A 19,324-nucleotide genomic window follows, 5' to 3' on the forward strand; every position below is an offset into this window, starting at 1 on the left:
GATGTTTGAGAAAAGTCCGAAATCATATACCGACCTGCTGGGAAAAACCAACAGGATTGTAGAAGGAACGACAATCAAAGGCGATATCATTTCGCATGCCGATTTTCGTATGGACGGTGAGCTCACGGGAAATTTCACCTGCAAAGGAAAAATCGTAATGATGCACCGCCGGAAGTGTCTTTGGCGATATCATCTGCAAAAATGCTGATATAGAAGGTAAATTCAACGGAAAAATACAGGTAACTGAAATCCTCAACATCAAAGCGAAAGCAATCATCCACGGCGAAGTCATCTGCGGAAAATTATCAGTAGAGCCGGGCGCCGAGTTCAGCGCGTCTTGCGTCATGAAACCTTACACCAAATCACTTCCGCAAGATCAGCCAAAACCAGAAGAAAAGAACCAATAACAAATGGCTGGCGCTGATCAACATTCCCATACAAATGGGCGTGATTGTGTTCGTATTTGCTTATGGCGGGAAATGGCTCGACACCAATTACCCTAATCAACATAATTTATATGTAAAAATCCTGACGCTTGTTGGGATAGCGCTCGCATTTTATAATATTAACAGGCAGTTGAAAGACATCAACAAATCTGACCAATAATGAACTGGAGAGCGTTTTGGCCGGTTTTTCAGGCAGTTGCAATCAGTATAATTTTATATGGAATCCACAAACTGATTTTCGGATTTTTGTTGCCAGAAACGGAAGATACCTATCATTTTTCATTACTCGAACTTTATGGTTTTTTCGGAATTGGCGCGGTGATGGTCACGTCGGTTTCCGTAATTCTGAGAAAACACAGCATCAATAACGTCGGACAGGTTTTTATGCTGACCACGATGCTGCAGATTTTAGGCTGCTTCGCATTTTTTTACAGTCCGATAAATGCTGAGGCAATTGTTCCCACAGAAAAATCAAACTTCATCATTATCTTTTTGTTGTTTTTAGCAATGGAAACAATCCTGACAATCCGTTTATTGAACAAAAATCAATAAATCGCGGGTAATTCGGCAGTTTCATCAAAAAAATATTTTTCATATGCTTTTGTGTATGAATAAAAAATGTACCTTTGCACCAAATTTCAGAATGTACAATTAAGATAATTATCAGTTATGATGTTTTCGAATAAATCACACAAATTCATTATCACAATTCTCGCAGCAGCGCTTCCATTTTTTGGTTTTGCCAATACGCCGTCGGATACCGTTCCGCAACACAGCGAAAATGTGAAACACGAAGTTGCGACTACAGAAACTTCACACGAAGGCCACGAGCCAACTGATTTAAAATCAAGGATTGACGCTTACAAAAACCACCACGTTCTCGACGCGCACAGTTTTGTTCTTTTTGAAAATGAAGCAACCGGAAAATCATTTGGTTTCCCATTGCCGATTATCCTTTGGGACAATGGCGTTCACATTTTTTCTTCTTCGAAATTTGAAGGCGGAAAAGCAGCTGAATCTGACGGAAACTACTACGTTTTAGGTCACGACGAAAAAATATATAAAACGGATGCAACCGGCACTTTAGTGGGCGACGCGCATCATCCGACAAACGAAAAAGTATTAGACTTTTCTATCACCAAAAACGTATTAACGATGTTGGTCGTTGCGCTTTTGATGTTCTGGATATTCGCCGGACTTGGAAAATCTTTCGCTAAGAATGGCGGCATTTCTAAAGGTTTCGGAAGGATTTTCGAACCGATTGTTTTATATGTAAGAGACGAAATCGCAATTCCGAACATCGGTGAGAAACATTATAAAAGATACATGAGCTATTTGCTTACGATCTTTTTCTTCGTTTGGTTCCTGAACATTTTCGGATTGACGCCACTGGGAATCAACGTTACAGGAAACATCGCCATCACTTTCGGATTGGCAATCGTTACTTTCTTAATCACTAATTTTACAGCCAATAGAAATTACTGGGGCCACATTTTCTGGATGCCGGGCGTGCCGCTTCCGATGAAAATCATTTTGGCGCCAATCGAGTTATTAGGTGTTCTGATCAAGCCGTTCTCATTGATGATTCGTTTGTACGCGAACATCATCGCGGGCCACATCGTATTGATGAGTTTGATCGCCCTGATTTTTATTTTCAAAAGCTGGGTTGGCGGAACATTGTCGTTCCTGCTTTCTTTCGCGATTTCAACTATCGAAATTTTAGTGGCCTTATTACAGGCATATATTTTCACGATGCTTTCTGCTTTGTATTTTGGTTCTGCCGTTGAGGAGCACCACCACGAAGAAGCGCATCATTAAGAGTCGAAAGTAACAAGTCGAAAGTCGAAAGAAACGACTTTAGGCTTTGGACTTTAGACTTTAGACTAATTTGAATGTTTAATTTTTAATACATATATTATGGAAATTCCTAGAATCGTTGGAGCTGGATTAGTAGTTATCGGAGCCGGTATCGGTATCGGTAAAATCGGTGGACAGGCTATGGACGCTATCGCTCGTCAGCCAGAAGCAACAGGAAAAATTCAAACAGCTATGCTTATTGCAGCGGCGCTTATTGAAGGTATCGGTTTCGCGGCATTGTTCGCAGTAGCTGAAAACTAAAAAAGACAAAAAGCTGTAACGGTTGGTTGCAGCTTTTGTTTAAAATTTTACATTATACATTAAAGATATAACCCACAATATAATATGGAAAAGTTAGTAGAAGATTTTTCGTTAGGATTGTTTTTTTGGCAGATGCTTATTTTCATCGGATTGATTTTCCTTTTGAGAGCATTCGCATGGAAACCAATCTTAAATGCTGTTAATGAAAGAGAAGAAGGCATTCGCAACGCTTTACAATCTGCCGAACAGGCAAGAAGCGAGATGCAAAACCTTCAGGCTGATAACCAACGTATCCTGCAGGAAGCCAGAATGGAACGCGACACCATTTTGAAAGAAGGCCACCAAATCAAAGAAAAAATGCTGGCTGATGCAAAAACTGAAACTGCTGCAGTTACCGCTAAAATGATTGAGCAGGCAAAAGCTGCTATCGAAAGCGAAAAAAACGCTGCCATGTCAGAATTGAAAGCGCAGGTTTCTTCATTATCTCTTGAAATCGCTGAAAAATTATTGAAAGACGAATTGTCTAACGAAAGAAGCCCAGACCAAACTGGTTGAGAAAATGTTAGGTGACGCTAAACTAAACTAATATGGCAGGTACAAGAGCAGCGATCCGTTATGCAAAGGCAGTCCTTGATACGGCACACGATTCTGGTGTTGCTGTCGATGTGAATGCTGACATGGCGACCATCGCTTCAACGATTAACGCTAATGCGGAATTGAGCGCTTTTATCGTAAATCCGACTTTAGGAACCGATGCCAAAGAAAGTGCATTGCTTGAAATTTTTGCAGATGTAAATCCGCTGACCAAAAATCTTTTCGCGCTTCTGGCCGGAAACAAAAGATTTGAAATGGTTTCGGAAATCGCTTCAGAATACAACCGTTTGTTCGACGAAATGAATGGCGTCGAAGTAGCAAAAGTAACTACGGCAATTTCGATGGACAAAGATCTTGAGGCTAAAGTAATGAGCAAAATCCTTACGTTTTCAAACAAGAAAATCGTAATTGAAAATATTGTAGATCCAGCCATCATCGGCGGATTTATCTTAAGAATGGGCGACAAGCAGTACAACGCTTCCATCGCCAACAGTTTACAGGTATTAAAAAGAGAATTAAGTAACTAGTTATTTATATAATTATGGCGGAAATCAAACCTGCTGAAATTTCAGCAATATTAAAGAAACAATTATCAGGTTCTGAATCTGGTGCTACGCTTGAAGAAGTTGGAACAGTATTGAACGTCGGTGACGGTATCGCCCGTATCTACGGTCTTTCAAATGTTCAGTATGGTGAGCTTGTCGAGTTCGAAAACGGACTCGAAGCTATCGTTTTGAACCTTGAAGAAGACAACGTGGGTGTGGTACTTTTACGGCACGATCAACGGGAATCAAAGAAGGCTCAACTGCAAAAAGAACACAACGTATCGCGTCTCTGAAAGTTGGTGAAGAAATGGTAGGCCGTGTAGTAAACACGCTTGGTTTCCCAATCGATGGAAAAGGACCAATCGGCGGCACTTTGTACGAAATGCCACTCGAAAGAAAAGCACCGGGAGTTATCTTCCGTCAACCGGTTACTGAGCCATTGCAAACAGGTGTAAAAGCCGTTGACGCGATGATTCCTGTTGGTCGTGGCCAACGTGAGCTTGTAATTGGTGACCGTCAGACTGGTAAATCTACCGTTTGTTTGGATACCATCTTGAATCAAAAAGAATTTTACGATGCAGGTCAGCCTGTATTCTGTATATATGTTGCCATCGGGCAGAAAGCTTCGACTGTAGCTGGAATCGCGAAAACTTTAGAAGAAAAAGGCGCAATGGCTTACACTGTAATCGTTGCCGCTAACGCTTCTGACCCTGCGCCGATGCAGGTTTATGCGCCACTTGCGGGTGCAGCTATCGGAGAATATTTCCGTGATTCAGGTCGTCCTGCGCTAATCGTTTATGATGATTTGTCTAAACAAGCGGTGGCTTACCGTGAGGTGTCTCTTTTGTTGAGGAGACCACCGGGACGTGAGGCTTACCCTGGAGACGTTTTCTACCTGCACAGCCGTTTATTAGAGCGTGCGTGTAAAGTAATCGACAACGACGAAATCGCAAAAGCAATGAACGATTTGCCGGATTCTATCAAAGGAATCGTAAAAGGCGGCGGTTCGTTGACTGCACTTCCAATTATTGAAACACAGGCGGGTGACGTTTCTGCTTACATCCCGACCAACGTAATCTCGATTACAGACGGACAGATTTTCCTTGACGGAGATTTGTTCAACTCTGGTGTACGTCCGGCCATTAACGTAGGTATTTCGGTATCACGTGTTGGAGGTAACGCACAGATCAAATCGATGAAAAAAGTTGCCGGTACTTTGAAACTGGATCAGGCGCAATTCCGTGAATTGGAAGCGTTTGCCAAATTCGGTTCAGACCTTGACGCGGTTACCTTAAACGTAATCGAAAAAGGAAAAAGAAACGTTGAGATCCTGAAACAAGGTCTGAACGATCCGTACAAAGTGGAAGATCAGGTGGCCATCATTTACGCAGGTTCTAAAAACTTGCTACGAAACGTTCCTGTAAACAAAGTAAAAGAATTCGAAAAAGACTTCCTTGAATACCTGAACAATACGCACAGGACACTTTGAAAGCTTTAAAAGCCGGAAAACTGGATGACGAAATCACTGGTGTGATTGAAAAAGCAGCTAAAGAAGTTTCAGCGAAATATAACTAATTAGGTACAAGGTGCTGGGTACAGGGTTCAGGGATTTTCCTCGACCATGTACCCTGAACCCTAAACCCTGAACCCACAATAAAATGGCAAACCTAAAGGAAATCCGTAACAGAATTACCTCCGTCTCCTCAACGATGCAGATTACATCGGCGATGAAAATGGTTTCTGCGGCAAAACTGAAGAAAGCACAGGATGCGATCACGGCGATGCGCCCTTATGCCGAAAAATTAACCGAATTGCTGCAAAATCTTTCTGCGACGCTAGATGGAGATGCAGGCGGAGATTTCACAGTTCAGCGTGAAGTAAAACGCGTATTGATCGTTGCTATCACTTCCAATCGTGGATTGAGCGGCGCCTTCAACTCGAACATCGTTAAGGAAGCAAAACGCCTTACCGAAAACGAATATGCAGGAAAACAAGTTGATTTTATTACCGTTGGTAAAAAAGGAAACGATGCCATTCGCAAAACCAATACGGTAATCAACAATAACAACAACGTTTTTGACAACCTTACATTCGAAAATGTTGCGATTATTGCTGACGAATTGGTACAGCTTTTCATTCAGGGAAAATACGACAAAATCGTTTTGGTATACAACCAGTTCAAAAATGCCGCAACACAAATCGTTCAGGCTGAACAGTTCCTGCCATTGGTTCCTGTGAAATCGGATGTTGCACAAAACGCCACAGATTATATCTTCGAGCCTTCGAAAGAAGAAATCGTATTGACATTAATCCCGAAAATGCTGAAAACGCAATTGTACAAAGCCGTTCGCGATTCTTTCGCTTCAGAACACGGCGCCCGTATGACGGCGATGCACAAAGCAACTGATAATGCAACAGAATTGAGAAATCAATTGAAACTGACTTACAACAAAGCACGCCAGGCCGCAATTACCAACGAAATCCTCGAGATTGTTGGTGGTGCAGAAGCCTTGAATGGATAAACCAGCATACAAATTTGATAGAAAAGCCGATAAGTGATTATCGGCTTTTTTATTTTATGGCTTCTAAGATTATTAAAAATAAATGACGCCCCTCGACTGCGCTCTGGGTAACACATCCGGTTAATCCAGAGATTTTTTCACGGTTTCAGCCAATGTCACCCCGAGCGCAGTCGAGGGGCTTCCGTAAGAAATACCAGAATCAAATTCTCCGGATAACAGAACGCTATTGATTCAAATGATAAAGCAAAAAGCTGTAAAACTCTGCAGCCTGTTCAATGCGATCACTATAATTGGCTACTTTTCCGTAATGTCCTGAATCGCTGCGGGTTTCAAGATAAATCGGGTTCTTTTGCGCCGTTCTGTCCTGCAAACGTGCCGTAAACTTATAGGAATAAATTGGCGGCACGCGATCGTCATTTTCTGAAGTGATAACCAGCATGACAGGATAATTTACATCTTCTTTTACATTATGATAAGGCGAATAAGCCAACAGCGACTTGAATTCAGCGGGAATATCCGGATTTCCGTATTCATCAAGGTGGTAATTGCCAACAGTGTATTGGTCGAATTTTGCCATGTCATAAACCCCGACTTTCGGAATGGCGACTTTAAACAAATCCGGCCGCATTGTCACGGCAGCGCCTACCAGCAAACCGCCTTGTGAAGCGCCGGTAATAGCCAATTTTGCAGGAGAAGTATATTTTTCACTGATCAAATATTCAGCTGCATCAATGAAATCGGTAAATGTGTTTATTTTCTTTAGTCCCATACCCTCATGGTGCCATTCGAGACCTTTTTCTCCGCCGCCGCGAATTTCTGCATAAGCGAATACGCCGCCTTTATCGAGAAAATAAAGCAATCCTGTGTCGTATTCTGGTTAGGCTCACAGCGCCAAATCCGCCATAAACTTTCAATAAAGTCGATTGTTGCCATCCATTTTCACGCCTTTCTTGTGCACAATCGTCATCGGAATATCGGTACCGTCTTTGCTTTTGTAAGTAATAGTTTTCGTTTCGAAATAATCAAATGGGAAAAGGCTCGGCTTGGGTTGTATAAAATGCGTAAAAAAAGGCCAGGTCTTGCCGCTCAGGATATTCAGTCGGTAATTGAGATAAGATATCGTATACGAATAAAAAGTCACGTACAAATCGCTTGTTTGGCTGTCAAAGAATTGTACGGCGAAATCCATTCCGTAAGGTGCTTCGAATTTCCGTACAAATTTCCCGGCTTTATCATATACAATCATATAATTTTTCCCGACAGTCTTGTATTTGCAAACGATATAATCGTCGTAGAAAATCGTGTTTTCAAGCAACTGAGTATAGAGTTGCGGAATAAGTATCTTGTCATCCGCGCGGTTGTTGATGTCGAAGGAACGTACTTCGCCCCAGTCAGATCCTTCAGAAGAATAATAGATACGGCCTTTTGAATAATGCAGATAACGCGTAGCCGAAGTCTCGTTTTCAACGATTTTCTTAGGCTCGAAAACATTATTTTCAAGGGAACACATATAATAGTTTTCCATCGTTTCCTCTTTGTTGCTTTCGATAATGAAAAGCTTATTTTCTTTTGTAAAAAAAGAAAACCTGCTGCCCGAAACAGTACTGTCAAAAACCAAATCGTCGTCCTGCTGCAGCTTGCCAAGTTTATGGTAATACAATTGATAAGTCGAATCGGCGGCGAATTTCTGCGTATTGCTGTTCTTTTTATAAAACACGCCTTTGTCCTGGTTCCAGGCAATATTTGAAAATTTGATGTCGGTAAGCACATCGTCCAAGTCCTTGGAATTGTCAATGTTCACAAAGCGAACGGTATTGCGATCACCTCCGTCAACACTCACAGAATAAGCCAATGTTCTCGAATTTTCAGACGGATAAGTGCCGGTTATAAAGGCATTATTGGTTTTGAAAACATCAAAAAGATCAACAAGCATGCGCGGATCTTCATTGACATCTTTGCGTATAAAAAGTGAAGCCGGCTTGTTTTTATCGAGCCTGTAGCTCGAATAATAATAAAGCCCTTTTTTATGAGGAATGCTGTTGGTTGACAGCGCGTCGTATTCGCGTAATTTGGAAGCGATGTTGTATTTCTTCTTAATCTCGTTAAAATGCTGGTCAACGACCTGGTTTTGCGCCGCGACCCAATTGGTAACTTCCGGCGATTTGTAATCTTCAAGCCACGCATAATCGTCCTGATAATTGATGTTATGTCTTGAAAGTGTTTGTGGCGATTTTCTGGATTTTGGAAATTCCTGTGAGAAACAAAAAATCGAAAAAAGGAGCGTGAGAATGAATAAAGGCGTTTTCATCGTAACATATTAGGTATACAAATATACATTGAAAACAAAATGCCGCCTGAAAAATTATTGATTCAGATGAAACAATATAAAACTGTAAAATTCCGATTGCGACTGCAGCCATGCGTCATAAGAAGAATTATTACCGGAATGTCCTGATTTCCTGGCAATCTTAATGTAAACCGGATTTTTCTGTGTGGCACGATTCTGCAATTTCGCGGCAAATTTATATGAATTTACCGGCGGAACGCGGTCGTCATTTTCTGAAGTAAGAATCAAAGTCACCGGATAATTCACGTCTTCTTTTATATTTTGATAAGGTGAATATGCCAGCATCGCGCCATATTCGGCTTCATTTTCCGGATTGCCATATTCGTCATAATGGTAACGGCCAACGGTGTATTCTGAAAATCTTGACATATCGAAAACACCGACTTCAGGAACCGCTACTTTGAATAATTCAGGTCTTTGTGTCATCGCCACGCCAACCAATAATCCGCCTTGCGAACCGCCCGTAATGGCGAGTTTTGCAGGCGAAGTATATTTTTCGCGAATCAGGAACTCCGCCGCATCGATGAAATCATTGAATGTATTGCTTTTTTTCAACCGCGTTCCGTCCAAATGCCACTGCTTGCCTTTATCGCCGTTGCCCCGGATTTCCGCGTAAGCGAATACACCGCCATTTTCGAGAAAATACAACAATCCGGTGTCGTAATTATACGCAGCAACTTTTCCGAAACCGCCATAAGCTTTGAGGATTGTTGGGTTATTCCCGTTAAGCGGAAGGCCTCTTTTGTGTACGATCGTAATCGGAACATCAACATTGTCGCGGCTTTTGAAGGTAATAGTTTCCGTTTCAAAATAACCCATCGGAAATACGGTCGGCTTTTGCTTGTAACGGTCATTAAAAAATGGTTGGTCTTCGCCGGTTTTGAGATTGTATCTGAAATTCTGCGGAGGAACTGTATAGGAAAACTGCATGTAATAAAGATTTTCAGTCTTCTCATCAAAAAAACTGTAATCGAGGTCCGATCCCTTGCGGTGCCTCAATTTTCCGGATCCATTTTCCCGAATAATCGTAGACCTGAAGGTAATTTTTCCCGACCGTTTTGTATTTACAAACGATGTAATCTTCCAACAAATAAGACTTCACGAGCAAATGCATATAAATCTGCGGAATGACGATTTTTTCCTTCGCACGGTTTTTTAAATTGAACGAACGGATTTCACCCCAATCATAACTTTTAGAAGAAAAGTAAACGCGGTCGTTGCGAAAATTGAGGAATTCGAGTCCGGTCGAATCGTTTTCTACGAATTTTTCCGAAATCATTTTATCGTCAAGATCGGCGGCATAATAATTCTTGAGCGTTTCGTCTTTGTTGTCTTCGATGATAAAAAGCTTATCTGAAGCAGTAAAAAAATTGGTAATGGTGCTTTCCGTTGCCGTGTCGTCAAAAACCACCTGATCATTTTCCTGCACAGTGCCGATCTTATGGTACATCAACTGGTAAGTCGAATCTTTAGCGAATTGCTGGCGGTTATTGTTCTTCTTATAAAAAACGCCATCATCACTTTTCCAGGCAACGGCAGAAAATTTTACATTCTGCAACACATCGTCGAGCTGTTTCTTCAGCTTGAAATCGTAAAACCTGATTTCCTGGCGGTCGCTGCCGTCGAGCGTAATCTTAAAAGCCAGCAAATTTGAGTTTTTCGAAAGATAATATTTGTTTAGCGTGACCACTTTATCCGGATAAATCAAATTCGGATTGACGATTTCAACGGGTTTGTCGTCTAAGCTTTTCGCAACCCAAAGCGAAGAAGATTTGTTGTCAAGCATTCCGCGGAACATATAAAAAAAATAACCGCCTTTATTGTCGGCAAGTTTATAAGAACGCCCGGCATCATATTTTTTGATGGTTTTTAAAGGTGCATAAATATTGCTGATTTCAGTCAGATGCGCGTCGGTAAAACTGTTTTCAGCGTCAATCCAAGCGCTTACTTCGGCGCTGCGCATGTCTTCCATCCACGGGAAATCATCTGTAAAAGAAATATTATGCCTGGTAATGGAAACCGGTGTTTTTTTCGCCTTCGGAAATTCCTGCGCCACACAAAATGCCGTAAAAATCAAACAACAAAAAACCCGAAAGATTTTCATCTGAAAAGATAAGATTGAACGACAAATATAATGCAAATCGGCACAATGAAAACCCGTTAAAAACAACAATAAACCAAAGAAATCGCTATTTTTGTTCAGCAAAACAAATCTTCCGGAACATTGAGTTTATATAAAAATCTTTTCAAGCAAACGGCCATTTATGGTTTGGCGACGGTTTTGCCCAGAATTTTCAGTTTTTTGCTCGTTCCGCTTTATGTAAAATACCTGCATTCGCCCGGCGATTACGGTGTGATCAACGTTATTTTTTCGTACATCATTTTCTTCAATGTCATTTTGGCTTACGGAATGGAAACCTCATTTTTCAGGTTTTACAACAAAGAAACCGATAAGGAAAGCGTCATTGAAACTTCGATGATTTCGATTTTATGGTCGTCGTTGCTGTTCCTTTTTGGCGCCTTGATTTTCAGGAATGCGCTTGCGAAATTTATCGGTTTCGATGTGCAGTACATCACGTATACGATTTGGATCATTGTGCTGGATGCGCTTTGTGCGATTCCGTTTTCGAAGTTGCGCGCAAAAGGAATGCCGATAAAATATGCAGTTATCAGGATTGGAAATGTCGGCGTAAACCTGATATTCAATTTATTTTTCCTGATTTATCTGCCGAAGATTGCCAAAGCCTGGCCCGATTCATTTTTTGGATCGGTTTACTTCGAGAATTTTCAGGTCGGTTATATTTTCGTATCGAATATCATTGCGAGTTTGTTGACTTTCCTCGTGCTTTTGCCACATTATTTTAAACTCAAATGGCATTTCAATTCGGTTTTATGGAAGCAGATGATGCGTTACGGACTGCCGATTTTAGTTGCCGGAATCGCATTTGCCATCAACGACCAGCTCGATAAAATCCTGCTTGAAAAATTATTGCCGACAGATATTGCCAAAGAAGAAGTGGGCGTTTATGCGGCATGCTACAAACTCGGCTTGTTCATGGTTTTGTACAGAACGGCTTATACTTTAGGCATCGAACCGTTCTTTTTTAGCCATTCCTCTAATGAGAAAGCAACAGAAACGTATGCGACGATTACAAAATATTTTGTCATTTTCGGAACGTTTATCTTATTGTCAGTCATTGTTTTTGCCGATTTGCTCAAGCTTGTGATGCTTCCGAACCCGAAATACTGGGAAGCGATGAAAGTCGTTCCGCTGATCATTCTGGCGAATTTCTTCCTCGGCATTTACACCAACCTTTCCGTATGGTACAAACTGATTGACAAGACGCATATTGGCATGTACATTTCGCTTATCGGCGCGGCGGTGACGCTGGTGCTGAATTTCATCCTGATCCCGGTTTTTCAGGAAAATGGCGGCGACGGCTACATGGGTTCGGCCATTGCAACGATCGCGGCTTATGGCAGCATGATGCTGATTTCGTATGTGATGGGCAATAAGCAATATCCGATTCCGTATGACAAGAAGAAGATTGGCGGCTATCTCGGACTTTCGATACTATTTTCGGTGATTTCATTTTATTATTTCCGCGAAAATTATTTCGTCGGGATTCCGCTGCTGCTTATTTTTATGTATTTTATTTATTACAACGAAAAAGACACGCTGCAACGCATTCTGAAAAGAAAATCACAGCCACCGACCGTTAAAGACTTAATTCCAAATACACAAAATCCAGATGAAGATCCAGATAATCAATAAATCAGAACATCCGCTGCCGAATTACGAAACGATTGCTTCGGCGGGAATGGATTTGCGCGCGAGCATTTCAGAATCGATCACTTTAAACCCGCTGGAAAGGGCCATCGTCAAAACCGGACTTTTCATTGAGTTGCCAATCGGATATGAAGCGCAAGTGCGCCCAAGAAGCGGACTCGCAGCCAAAAAAGGCGTCACCGTTCTCAATTCTCCGGGAACAATTGATGCTGATTATCGCGGTGAAATCGGTGTGATTTTAGTAAATTTATCCAATGAAGCTTTTGTCGTAGAAAATGGTGAAAGAATTGCACAACTCATCATTGCCAAACACGAACGCGCAGCATGGACTGAAGTTGCAATTTTGACTGAAACCTCGAGAGGTGAAGGCGGTTTTGGCAGTACTGGCGTGAAATAATTAAAAGTGAATAATTAATAATTAATAATGAAAGACAGGCCGGAGGAATTTGCTTTCGACTTTTGACTTTCGACTTTCGACTTATGAAAATAATAGTTCCAATGGCGGGCCGCGGCTCAAGATTACGCCCACACACCTTAACCGTTCCGAAACCGCTCATTCCGATTGCAGGAAAACCGATTGTTCACCGTTTGGTTGAAGACATCGCCGGCGTCATCCATCAGGAAATTGAGGAAATTGCGTTCATCATCCACAAAGATTTCGGAAAACAGGTTGAAAAAGAACTCATCGCCATCGCCGAAAAATTAGGTTCAAAAGGCACCATTTATTACCAAAATGAAGCACTCGGAACGGCTCATGCCATCATGTGCGCCAAGGATTCAATGTCAGGACCGATTGTCGTGGCGTATGCCGATACGCTTTTCCGTGCCGATTTTACTTTAGATACTACAGCTGACAGTGTGATCTGGGTGAAGCAAGTAGAAGATCCAAGTGCTTTTGGCGTAGTTCAATTAAACGAAAACAACCAGATTGTAGATTTCGTCGAAAAACCAAAAGAATTTGTGTCAGATTTAGCCATCATCGGAATCTATTATTTCAAATCCGGAGAAGCTTTGCGCTCTGAATTGCAATATCTGCTTGATAACAATGTTGTAAAAGGCGGCGAATACCAGCTGACCGACGGATTAGAAAACATGAAAGTGAAAGGCATGAAATTTGTACCGGGAAAAGTCGACGAATGGATGGATTGCGGCAACAAGAACGTAACGGTCGAAACCAATTCAAGATTGCTCGGGTTTTTGCACGGCGATGGTGAAAATCTTGTTTCAGAAAAATCTTGTTTCAGAACATTCTACAATTATTCAGCCATGTTTTATAGGCGAAAATGTAGTGTTGAAGAATGCGACTGTTGGCCCTAATGTTTCTATCGGCAATAATTGTTCGGTAGAAAATACGACGATAAAAAACAGCCTTGTGCAAAATCATTCCAAAATAAGGAATGCCAATCTGGATAATGCGATGATCGGCAGCCATGCGATTTTCGACGGTAATTTTACCAGCATCAGCATCGGCGATTATTCGGTTCTGGAATAAATAAAAATTGAAATGAAATTAAAAAACAGGCTTTTAGCGGCAATTTTCATCGGAATGTTATCATTCCCGGCAACGCTTTTGGCGCAAACCGAGCCAGAAGATATTCCGGCGGTAACCGATGCTTTTCAGGATTCTTTTTTGAAGCATTGAAGCAGAAGGCCATCGAAAATTATGACAAAGCCATCACTGCGCTTGAAAAATGCCGTACGCTAAATCCTGATAATCCCGAAGTTTACAACGAATTGGGCAAGAATTATCTTTTCCTGAAGGATTACAAAAAATCTTACGAATCTTTCGCACAGGCAGCACAACTCGACCCGAAAAATAAATGGTATCTGGCGGGTATGTACGACGTTTGCTATCAAACACAAGACGACGAGCAATCAATCGTTTTGGTGAAAAAGCTTATTGAATTTGACGAAGGTTATAAAGAAGATTTAACGTCACTTTATATGAGAACCGGTCAATACGACAAGGCGTTGGCGATGATCAACGAACTCAATGACAAGGTCGGTAAATCTGAAAAAAGGGAATTATACAAAGCTGATATTCTTAAAGATTCCAGGTTCCAGGATACGGAAAAAACCAATCTGCTTGATCAGATTAAGAAAAATCCGAAAGAAGAATCGAATTACATCGCGCTGATTTTCCTGTATTCCGACAGCAATCAGGAAGAAAAAGCGCTTGAAATCGCAAAGAAATTAGAAATAGAAATTCCAACTTCAGATTGGGCGCAAGTGAGCTTATTCAAATTTCATCTCAGCAAAAACGAAGGAAAAGAAGCCGTCGCGTCGATGAACCAAATCCTGAAAAGCAATAAAATCGACAATAAAATCAAGCACCGTGTCATCAATGAATTCTTGATTTTTACGAAGACGAATCCGCAATTCGACGCCGATCTGCAAAAAGCCATCGGTTATTTTGACGGAGATAAAGAAGCGAAAACCGCGAAAGAAATCGGCAAATTCCACCAAGGCAAAAAAGACTGGGACAAGGCCATCGAATATTATGAAATCGACAACAAAAGCAATCCGAACGATATGGAGACGATCTTGCTTTTGCTGCAGGCTTACGTCGAAAAAGGGCAATTTGATAAAGTTGCTGCGAAAGCTGACGACACCATCGAAATGTTTCCGCAACAGCCCGAATTGTATTATTACTCCGGATTGGCCCACAATCAACAGAAAGAATTCAAAAAAGCAAAAGACATCCTCGAAACCGGAATCGATTTTCTGGTTGACGATAAAGCACTCGAAATCAATTTCAACATCCAGCTCGGCGAAGCCTACAGCGGCTTGGGCGACCTCAAGAAAAAAGAAGCTTATTTCCTGAAAGCCGACAAATTACTAAAACAAAAAAAATGAAAAAATATATTGCGTTGGCACTGATGGCGTTGGCATTTGTTTCGTGCAAGACTACGAAAACGGTAATTGCTGAAGCGAAAGCGACAGAGGAAATTCCTGCGAAAACGGTCGCCGAAAACCATTACGCCAATAAAAAAGATTTTAAGACGTTGTACATAAAAGCGAGCGCGCGTTATGAAGATGAAAAGCAATCGCAGAATGTTACGGCAGAAATCAAAATCCTGAAAGATGAAAAAATCCTTGTCAGCATCAGGTTTTTGGGCATTACGATGGCGAAGGCTTTGATCACGCCGAAAGAAGTGAAGTATTACGAAAAACTCGGCGGCAAATTTTTCGAAGGCGATTATGCCGCACTCAGCAAATGGCTCGGCACCGATTTGGATTATTCAAAAGTGCAGAACATGCTGATTGGACAGGCTTTAGACGATTTGACGAAAGGGAAATACAAAACTTCCATCGAAGATAAATTGTATAAACTTGAAACCAGTTCGGCAGGAACAGAAAAGACATTTTATTTCGAAGCGTCGAAATTCCTGATCAAGAAGGAGGAAATTACGCAAAGCGCCAAAAACCGTTCGCTTTTGGTGTCGTATCCGAATCATAAAGAGTATCCGATGATGAATCTTCCGGCAGAATTCCTGATCGAAGCGTTCAACGAAGGCAAAAAGACAACTATCAATATCGATTATAACGCAGCGACTTTCAACGAAGAACTTCTTTCCCATACAGCGTTCCCGATGGTTACGAAAGAATATTTATTGAGTAGCTTTGCAAAAACCGTTTTTTAGTATGCCAAAACACCTGACCTTATTTATTTTATTGCTGCTGTCTTCACTGTCGTGGAGCCAGACCAGCCAGGAAAAACTCGAGCAGCGAAAAGCTGAGTTGCAGAAGGAGATCCGTGAAAAAGAAGAATTACTGAAAAGCACGAATCAGAAACAGCAATCGGTTACGGTTGTAATCGAACAGCAGACAGAGAAAATAAAGTTGCGCGAGAAATTAATCGGCACGACGGAAAAGCAGGCGAAAATCCTGAAAAACGATATGTATATCAATCAGATTTCCATCAACAGGCTCAACAAAGATCTGGAAGCCCTGAAAGCCGATTATGCCGAAATGATTGTGAAATCGTATAAAAGCCGTTCGGAACAAAGCCGCGCGATGTTTTTATTATCGTCGAAAAATTTCCTCCAGGCGTATAAAAGGGCGCAGTACATGAAGCAATATGCCGCATACAGAAAGGCGCAAGGTGAAGAAATACAGGCAAAAACACTTCAGTTATCCGATTACAACAGCAAACTCGACGTTCAGAAAACCGAAAAGCAAAAACTGCTTGCAGAACAGCAAAAAGAACGGGAAGTGCTTGAAAAGGAAAAACAAGAACAGGAAAAACTTGTCAATTCCATTAAAAAAGACAAGAAGAAAATCGTTGCTGAAATCAAGAAAAAGCAACAGGAATCTAAGAAAATCGATAGGCAAATCGATAAATTAATCCGTGAAGCGATAGCCGAAGCCAACAGGAAAACGGCCGAGGCCAATAAGAAAGCAAACCCGAAAACCGTAACGGCTGCCGCCACAAAAGCGACGGAATCTTCAACAAAAATCGTCCTGACGCCAGAAGCAAAAGTCTTAGCCGATAATTTTAAATCAAATAAAGGGAATTTGCCATGGCCGGTTGAACGCGGAAAAGTAACCGGACTTTACGGCGACCAGCACCACCCGATTGAAAAAGAAATCATGGTACACAACAGCGGCATCGAAATTGAAACCGACGCCGGCGCGAACGCAAGAGCCGTTTTTGAAGGAACCGTTTATACCGTTTATGTATTTTCTGCCGTCAATAAAGCCGTAATGATCCAGCATGGAGATTACTTTACGGTGTACCAAAACCTGAGCAGCGTTAGTGTGAGCAAAGGTGATAAAGTGACGCGCAAGCAAAGCATAGGAAAAATCAGGACGAACGGCGACACCGGAAAAACGGTCTTGAAATTCATGATTTTGCAGAATACGACTTATTCGAATCCGGCGAATTGGTTGTTTAATATGTAGGAGAAGAAAGATTGCTTTGCTGAAAGAGTCAAGACCGCTGCGCTGCAAGATAAAAGATAAAAAAAGCAGGAAAGAATAATTTTCCTCTCCTGCTTTTTTTATGCGCAAACTAAAGGTCTTGACTCTTGCAGCGCAGCGGTCTTGTTTCTTTCCTCTAACTAAAGTTCATTCAGCATTTTAGAAATCTCATCGAGTTTTGGTGTCAGAATGATTTCGATACGGCGGTTTTTCGATTTTCCTTCAGCAGTGTCATTCGATGCGATTGGCGCGAACTCGCCTCTTCCCGCAGCGGTTAGATTTTGCTTGTTGATGCCTTTGTTTTCTGCGAAAATATTGACGATTGCGGTGGCGCGTTTCGTTGATAAATCCCAGTTGTTTTCAATCTGGCCAACAGCTCCGGCGAATTTGTCGTTGTCGGTGTGGCCTTCGATTAAGACAGAAATATCAGGATTTGCCGCTAAGACTTTTCCAACTTCAACAACCGCTTTTTTACCTTCGGCGCCAACGGCCAGCTTCCGGTTTGGAACAGCAATTTGTTTTCCATCGATACGTAAACTTTTCCGTTTTTCTGCTCGACTGTCAATCCTTTTCCTTCAAAGGCGTTGAGTGCTTTTGATAAGGTTTCTTTCAGTTTTTTCATGCTGGCTTCTTTGTCACTCATCATTTTTTCAAGTTCTGCTACGCGATTGGAGCGTTCCTGAAAATCGGCCATTAATTTATTAAGGCGTTCCTGCTCGGCAGCCAATGCTTTTTCCTTGGCTTCGAGTTTCGCCAGCAATTCTCGGTTTTTATTAAGGTTCGATTGCAAGGCATCGTCAGAATTTTTCTCTAAGGCATTGTACGACGACTGCAATGTTTTAAGGTTGCTGGATGCTGCGGCATAATCTGCGGCGAGTTTGTCGCGTTCGCCTTTGATTTTATCATATTCTTTCTGAAGAGCAGTTTGGTCGAGTTCAAGTTGGTTTTTCGCTTTTGTAAGCTCCTCATTTTCATCGGCTATTTTGCGGTTTTCCTTTTTCAGGTCGGCATATTTGTTTTCAAGGTCGTTGAATACTTTCTTGGAAACGCAGGAAGTTGACAGCGCTATAACCAATAGTGCAATTGAAACTTTTTTAATCATGTTAATCTTATTTTGAATTGTTTATTTCTGTTTTGCAGGATGTCTAGCCCGGATTACTTCACTGACTTTATTTTCATCGGAGTTCAGTGAATGCCCTGCATTTGCAACGGTTATCCTTTTATTGCCTGCTGCCAGGCAGCAAAGATAGCAGTGGAAGGCCGGAAAATGCTCCTAATCAATCTCCACCATCACCGGACAGTGGTCGGAATGTTTGGCTTCGGATAAAATCACGGCGCGCTTCAAGCGATGTTCCATCGGTTGGCTTACCAGTAAATAATCTAGACGCCAGCCTTTGTTATTGCCTCGTGCGCCGGCTCGGTAGCTCCACCACGAATATTGGTGCGGGTCTTTGTTGAAATGGCGGAAACTGTCGATAAATCCGCTGTCCATCAATTCGCCGAGCCATTTTCTCTCATTGGGTAAAAACCCGGAAACATTGGCATTCCTGATTGGGTCGTGAATATCAATCGCCTGGTGGCAAATGTTGTAATCGCCGCCAATAATGAGGTTAGGCACTTCTTTTTGAGTGCTGTAATGTATTCATGGAACTCATCCATGAATTTGAATTTGTGATCCAGTCTTTCGATGTTCGTTCCCGAAGGCAGATACAGACTCATCACCGAAAAATCGTCGAAATCAAGGCGAAGGTTTCTTCCTTCAAAATCCATATAATCGATTCCGGTTCCGAAAACGACTTTGTTCGGTTTTATTTTAGACAAAACCGCAACGCCACTATACCCTTTTTTCTGCGCGGGAAACCAGTAATGATAAGGATATCCGGCGTTTTCAATGTCAGTAAGCGGCACCTGGTCTTCCATTGCCTTTATTTCCTGAAGGCAGATAATATCCGGATTTGCCTGTTGCAGCCAATCGAGAAAACCTTTTGAAATCGCGGCGCGGATGCCATTTACATTATAGGAGATGATTTTCATTAAAA

The 19,324-nt window shown here is 41.7% G+C and carries 18 protein-coding genes and 5 pseudogenes; 17 read left to right on the plus strand and 6 right to left on the minus strand.

Features of this window, described 5'->3' with window-relative positions; all coding sequences use genetic code 11:
• Position 1 precedes the first annotated feature (1 nt).
• From ACSLFW_RS03625 to atpG, 10 genes and pseudogenes are all read left to right on the plus strand, one after another.
• Complete coding sequence (locus ACSLFW_RS03625; protein WP_436554688.1) at positions 2-208, plus strand: hypothetical protein; 207 nt, start codon at positions 2-4, stop codon at positions 206-208.
• A 1-nt stretch (position 209) separates the two neighbouring features.
• Positions 210-407 carry a bactofilin family protein gene (locus tag ACSLFW_RS03630; RefSeq protein ID WP_436557366.1) on the plus strand — a complete coding sequence of 66 codons (198 nt, stop codon included), beginning with the start codon at positions 210-212 and terminating at the stop codon, positions 405-407.
• Positions 408-429: 22 nt separating this feature from the next.
• Positions 430-606, plus strand: a complete 177-nt coding sequence (locus ACSLFW_RS03635) for an AtpZ/AtpI family protein (protein WP_436557367.1) — start codon at positions 430-432, stop codon at positions 604-606.
• On the plus strand, positions 606-998 hold the full coding sequence (locus tag ACSLFW_RS03640) for a hypothetical protein (RefSeq protein WP_436554689.1): 393 nt from the start codon (positions 606-608) through the stop codon (positions 996-998). Before ACSLFW_RS03635 ends, ACSLFW_RS03640 begins: the two co-directional genes overlap by 1 nt.
• A gap of 117 nt (positions 999-1,115) precedes the next feature.
• Entirely contained in the window at positions 1,116-2,264 is a 1,149-nt protein-coding gene (atpB, locus tag ACSLFW_RS03645; protein WP_436554690.1) for a F0F1 ATP synthase subunit A, read from the plus strand.
• 99 nt (positions 2,265-2,363) lie between these two features.
• Positions 2,364-2,564 (plus strand): ATP synthase F0 subunit C, encoded by a 201-nt coding sequence (gene atpE, locus ACSLFW_RS03650; protein WP_436554691.1) that lies wholly within the window; start codon positions 2,364-2,366, stop codon positions 2,562-2,564.
• Between the two features lie 84 nt (positions 2,565-2,648).
• Positions 2,649-3,150, plus strand: a pseudogene (locus ACSLFW_RS03655) (F0F1 ATP synthase subunit B).
• A gap of 1 nt (position 3,151) precedes the next feature.
• Positions 3,152-3,685, plus strand: a complete 534-nt coding sequence (gene atpH / locus ACSLFW_RS03660; protein WP_436554692.1) for an ATP synthase F1 subunit delta — start codon at positions 3,152-3,154, stop codon at positions 3,683-3,685.
• 14 nt (positions 3,686-3,699) lie between these two features.
• A pseudogene (gene atpA / locus ACSLFW_RS03665) lies at positions 3,700-5,278 on the plus strand (F0F1 ATP synthase subunit alpha).
• Positions 5,279-5,361: 83 nt separating this feature from the next.
• On the plus strand, positions 5,362-6,225 hold the full coding sequence (gene atpG / locus ACSLFW_RS03670; RefSeq protein ID WP_436554693.1) for an ATP synthase F1 subunit gamma: 864 nt from the start codon (positions 5,362-5,364) through the stop codon (positions 6,223-6,225).
• A 223-nt stretch (positions 6,226-6,448) separates the two neighbouring features.
• Here the strand turns inward: atpG and ACSLFW_RS03675 are convergent, their stop codons facing one another.
• From ACSLFW_RS03675 to ACSLFW_RS03690, 4 genes are read right to left on the minus strand one after another with little or no spacing between them, the layout of a single operon-like run.
• On the minus strand, positions 6,449-7,084 hold the full coding sequence (locus ACSLFW_RS03675) for a prolyl oligopeptidase family serine peptidase (RefSeq protein WP_436554694.1): 636 nt from the start codon (positions 7,082-7,084) through the stop codon (positions 6,449-6,451).
• 51 nt (positions 7,085-7,135) lie between these two features.
• The gene (locus tag ACSLFW_RS03680; protein ID WP_436554695.1) at positions 7,136-8,533 is read right to left on the minus strand and encodes a hypothetical protein; all 1,398 of its coding nucleotides are present in this window, start codon (positions 8,531-8,533) and stop codon (positions 7,136-7,138) included.
• Positions 8,534-8,587: 54 nt separating this feature from the next.
• Positions 8,588-9,571 carry a prolyl oligopeptidase family serine peptidase gene (locus tag ACSLFW_RS03685; RefSeq protein ID WP_436554696.1) on the minus strand — a complete coding sequence of 328 codons (984 nt, stop codon included), beginning with the start codon at positions 9,569-9,571 and terminating at the stop codon, positions 8,588-8,590.
• Positions 9,528-10,676 (minus strand): hypothetical protein, encoded by a 1,149-nt coding sequence (locus tag ACSLFW_RS03690; RefSeq protein ID WP_436554697.1) that lies wholly within the window; start codon positions 10,674-10,676, stop codon positions 9,528-9,530. Before ACSLFW_RS03690 ends, ACSLFW_RS03685 begins: the two co-directional genes overlap by 44 nt.
• A gap of 120 nt (positions 10,677-10,796) precedes the next feature.
• Here ACSLFW_RS03690 and ACSLFW_RS03695 point away from each other — a divergent pair, with 120 nt between their 5' ends.
• The 7 genes and pseudogenes from ACSLFW_RS03695 to ACSLFW_RS03725 all read left to right on the plus strand — a co-directional run bounded on the left by ACSLFW_RS03695 (position 10,797) and on the right by ACSLFW_RS03725 (position 17,267).
• Positions 10,797-12,347 carry an oligosaccharide flippase family protein gene (locus ACSLFW_RS03695; protein ID WP_436554698.1) on the plus strand — a complete coding sequence of 517 codons (1,551 nt, stop codon included), beginning with the start codon at positions 10,797-10,799 and terminating at the stop codon, positions 12,345-12,347.
• The gene (dut, locus tag ACSLFW_RS03700) at positions 12,325-12,759 is read left to right on the plus strand and encodes a dUTP diphosphatase (RefSeq protein WP_436554699.1); all 435 of its coding nucleotides are present in this window, start codon (positions 12,325-12,327) and stop codon (positions 12,757-12,759) included. The genes ACSLFW_RS03695 and dut overlap by 23 nt, the downstream gene beginning before the upstream one ends.
• A gap of 83 nt (positions 12,760-12,842) precedes the next feature.
• Positions 12,843-13,854: pseudogene (locus tag ACSLFW_RS03705) on the plus strand (sugar phosphate nucleotidyltransferase).
• 12 nt (positions 13,855-13,866) lie between these two features.
• The gene (locus ACSLFW_RS03710; RefSeq protein WP_436554700.1) at positions 13,867-14,004 is read left to right on the plus strand and encodes a hypothetical protein; all 138 of its coding nucleotides are present in this window, start codon (positions 13,867-13,869) and stop codon (positions 14,002-14,004) included.
• Positions 14,001-15,218, plus strand: a complete 1,218-nt coding sequence (locus tag ACSLFW_RS03715) for a tetratricopeptide repeat protein (RefSeq protein ID WP_436554701.1) — start codon at positions 14,001-14,003, stop codon at positions 15,216-15,218. The genes ACSLFW_RS03710 and ACSLFW_RS03715 overlap by 4 nt, the downstream gene beginning before the upstream one ends.
• Complete coding sequence (locus ACSLFW_RS03720; RefSeq protein WP_436554702.1) at positions 15,215-16,006, plus strand: DUF4292 domain-containing protein; 792 nt, start codon at positions 15,215-15,217, stop codon at positions 16,004-16,006. Before ACSLFW_RS03715 ends, ACSLFW_RS03720 begins: the two co-directional genes overlap by 4 nt.
• Position 16,007: 1 nt before the next feature.
• Complete coding sequence (locus tag ACSLFW_RS03725; protein WP_436554703.1) at positions 16,008-17,267, plus strand: murein hydrolase activator EnvC family protein; 1,260 nt, start codon at positions 16,008-16,010, stop codon at positions 17,265-17,267.
• A gap of 158 nt (positions 17,268-17,425) precedes the next feature.
• On the opposite strand, the pseudogene ACSLFW_RS03730 reads toward ACSLFW_RS03725, so the two are convergent.
• Positions 17,426-18,387 (minus strand): annotated as a pseudogene (locus tag ACSLFW_RS03730) (OmpA family protein).
• Positions 18,388-18,558: 171 nt separating this feature from the next.
• Positions 18,559-19,319, minus strand: a pseudogene (locus ACSLFW_RS03735) (exodeoxyribonuclease III).
• Positions 19,320-19,324 lie beyond the last annotated feature (5 nt).

This window comes from Flavobacterium sp. 3HN19-14 (genome assembly GCF_051373205.1).
Classification (GTDB): domain Bacteria; phylum Bacteroidota; class Bacteroidia; order Flavobacteriales; family Flavobacteriaceae; genus Flavobacterium.

Bases quoted from the DNA above. Each gene is read 5' to 3' on its own strand.
- atpG (WP_436554693.1), top strand. From the start codon at position 5,362: ATGGCAAACCTAAAGGAAATCCGTAACAGAATTACCTCCGTCTCCTCA.
- ACSLFW_RS03640 (WP_436554689.1), top strand. From the start codon at position 606: ATGAACTGGAGAGCGTTTTGGCCGGTTTTTCAGGCAGTTGCAATCAGT.
- ACSLFW_RS03690 (WP_436554697.1), bottom strand. From the start codon at position 10,676: ATGAAAATCTTTCGGGTTTTTTGTTGTTTGATTTTTACGGCATTTTGT.
- ACSLFW_RS03725 (WP_436554703.1), top strand. From the start codon at position 16,008: ATGCCAAAACACCTGACCTTATTTATTTTATTGCTGCTGTCTTCACTG.
- atpH (WP_436554692.1), top strand. From the start codon at position 3,152: ATGGCAGGTACAAGAGCAGCGATCCGTTATGCAAAGGCAGTCCTTGAT.
- ACSLFW_RS03710 (WP_436554700.1), top strand. From the start codon at position 13,867: ATGAAATTAAAAAACAGGCTTTTAGCGGCAATTTTCATCGGAATGTTA.
- ACSLFW_RS03720 (WP_436554702.1), top strand. From the start codon at position 15,215: ATGAAAAAATATATTGCGTTGGCACTGATGGCGTTGGCATTTGTTTCG.
- ACSLFW_RS03625 (WP_436554688.1), top strand. From the start codon at position 2: ATGTTTGAGAAAAGTCCGAAATCATATACCGACCTGCTGGGAAAAACC.
- ACSLFW_RS03680 (WP_436554695.1), bottom strand. From the start codon at position 8,533: ATGAAAACGCCTTTATTCATTCTCACGCTCCTTTTTTCGATTTTTTGT.
- dut (WP_436554699.1), top strand. From the start codon at position 12,325: ATGAAGATCCAGATAATCAATAAATCAGAACATCCGCTGCCGAATTAC.
- atpE (WP_436554691.1), top strand. From the start codon at position 2,364: ATGGAAATTCCTAGAATCGTTGGAGCTGGATTAGTAGTTATCGGAGCC.
- atpB (WP_436554690.1), top strand. From the start codon at position 1,116: ATGATGTTTTCGAATAAATCACACAAATTCATTATCACAATTCTCGCA.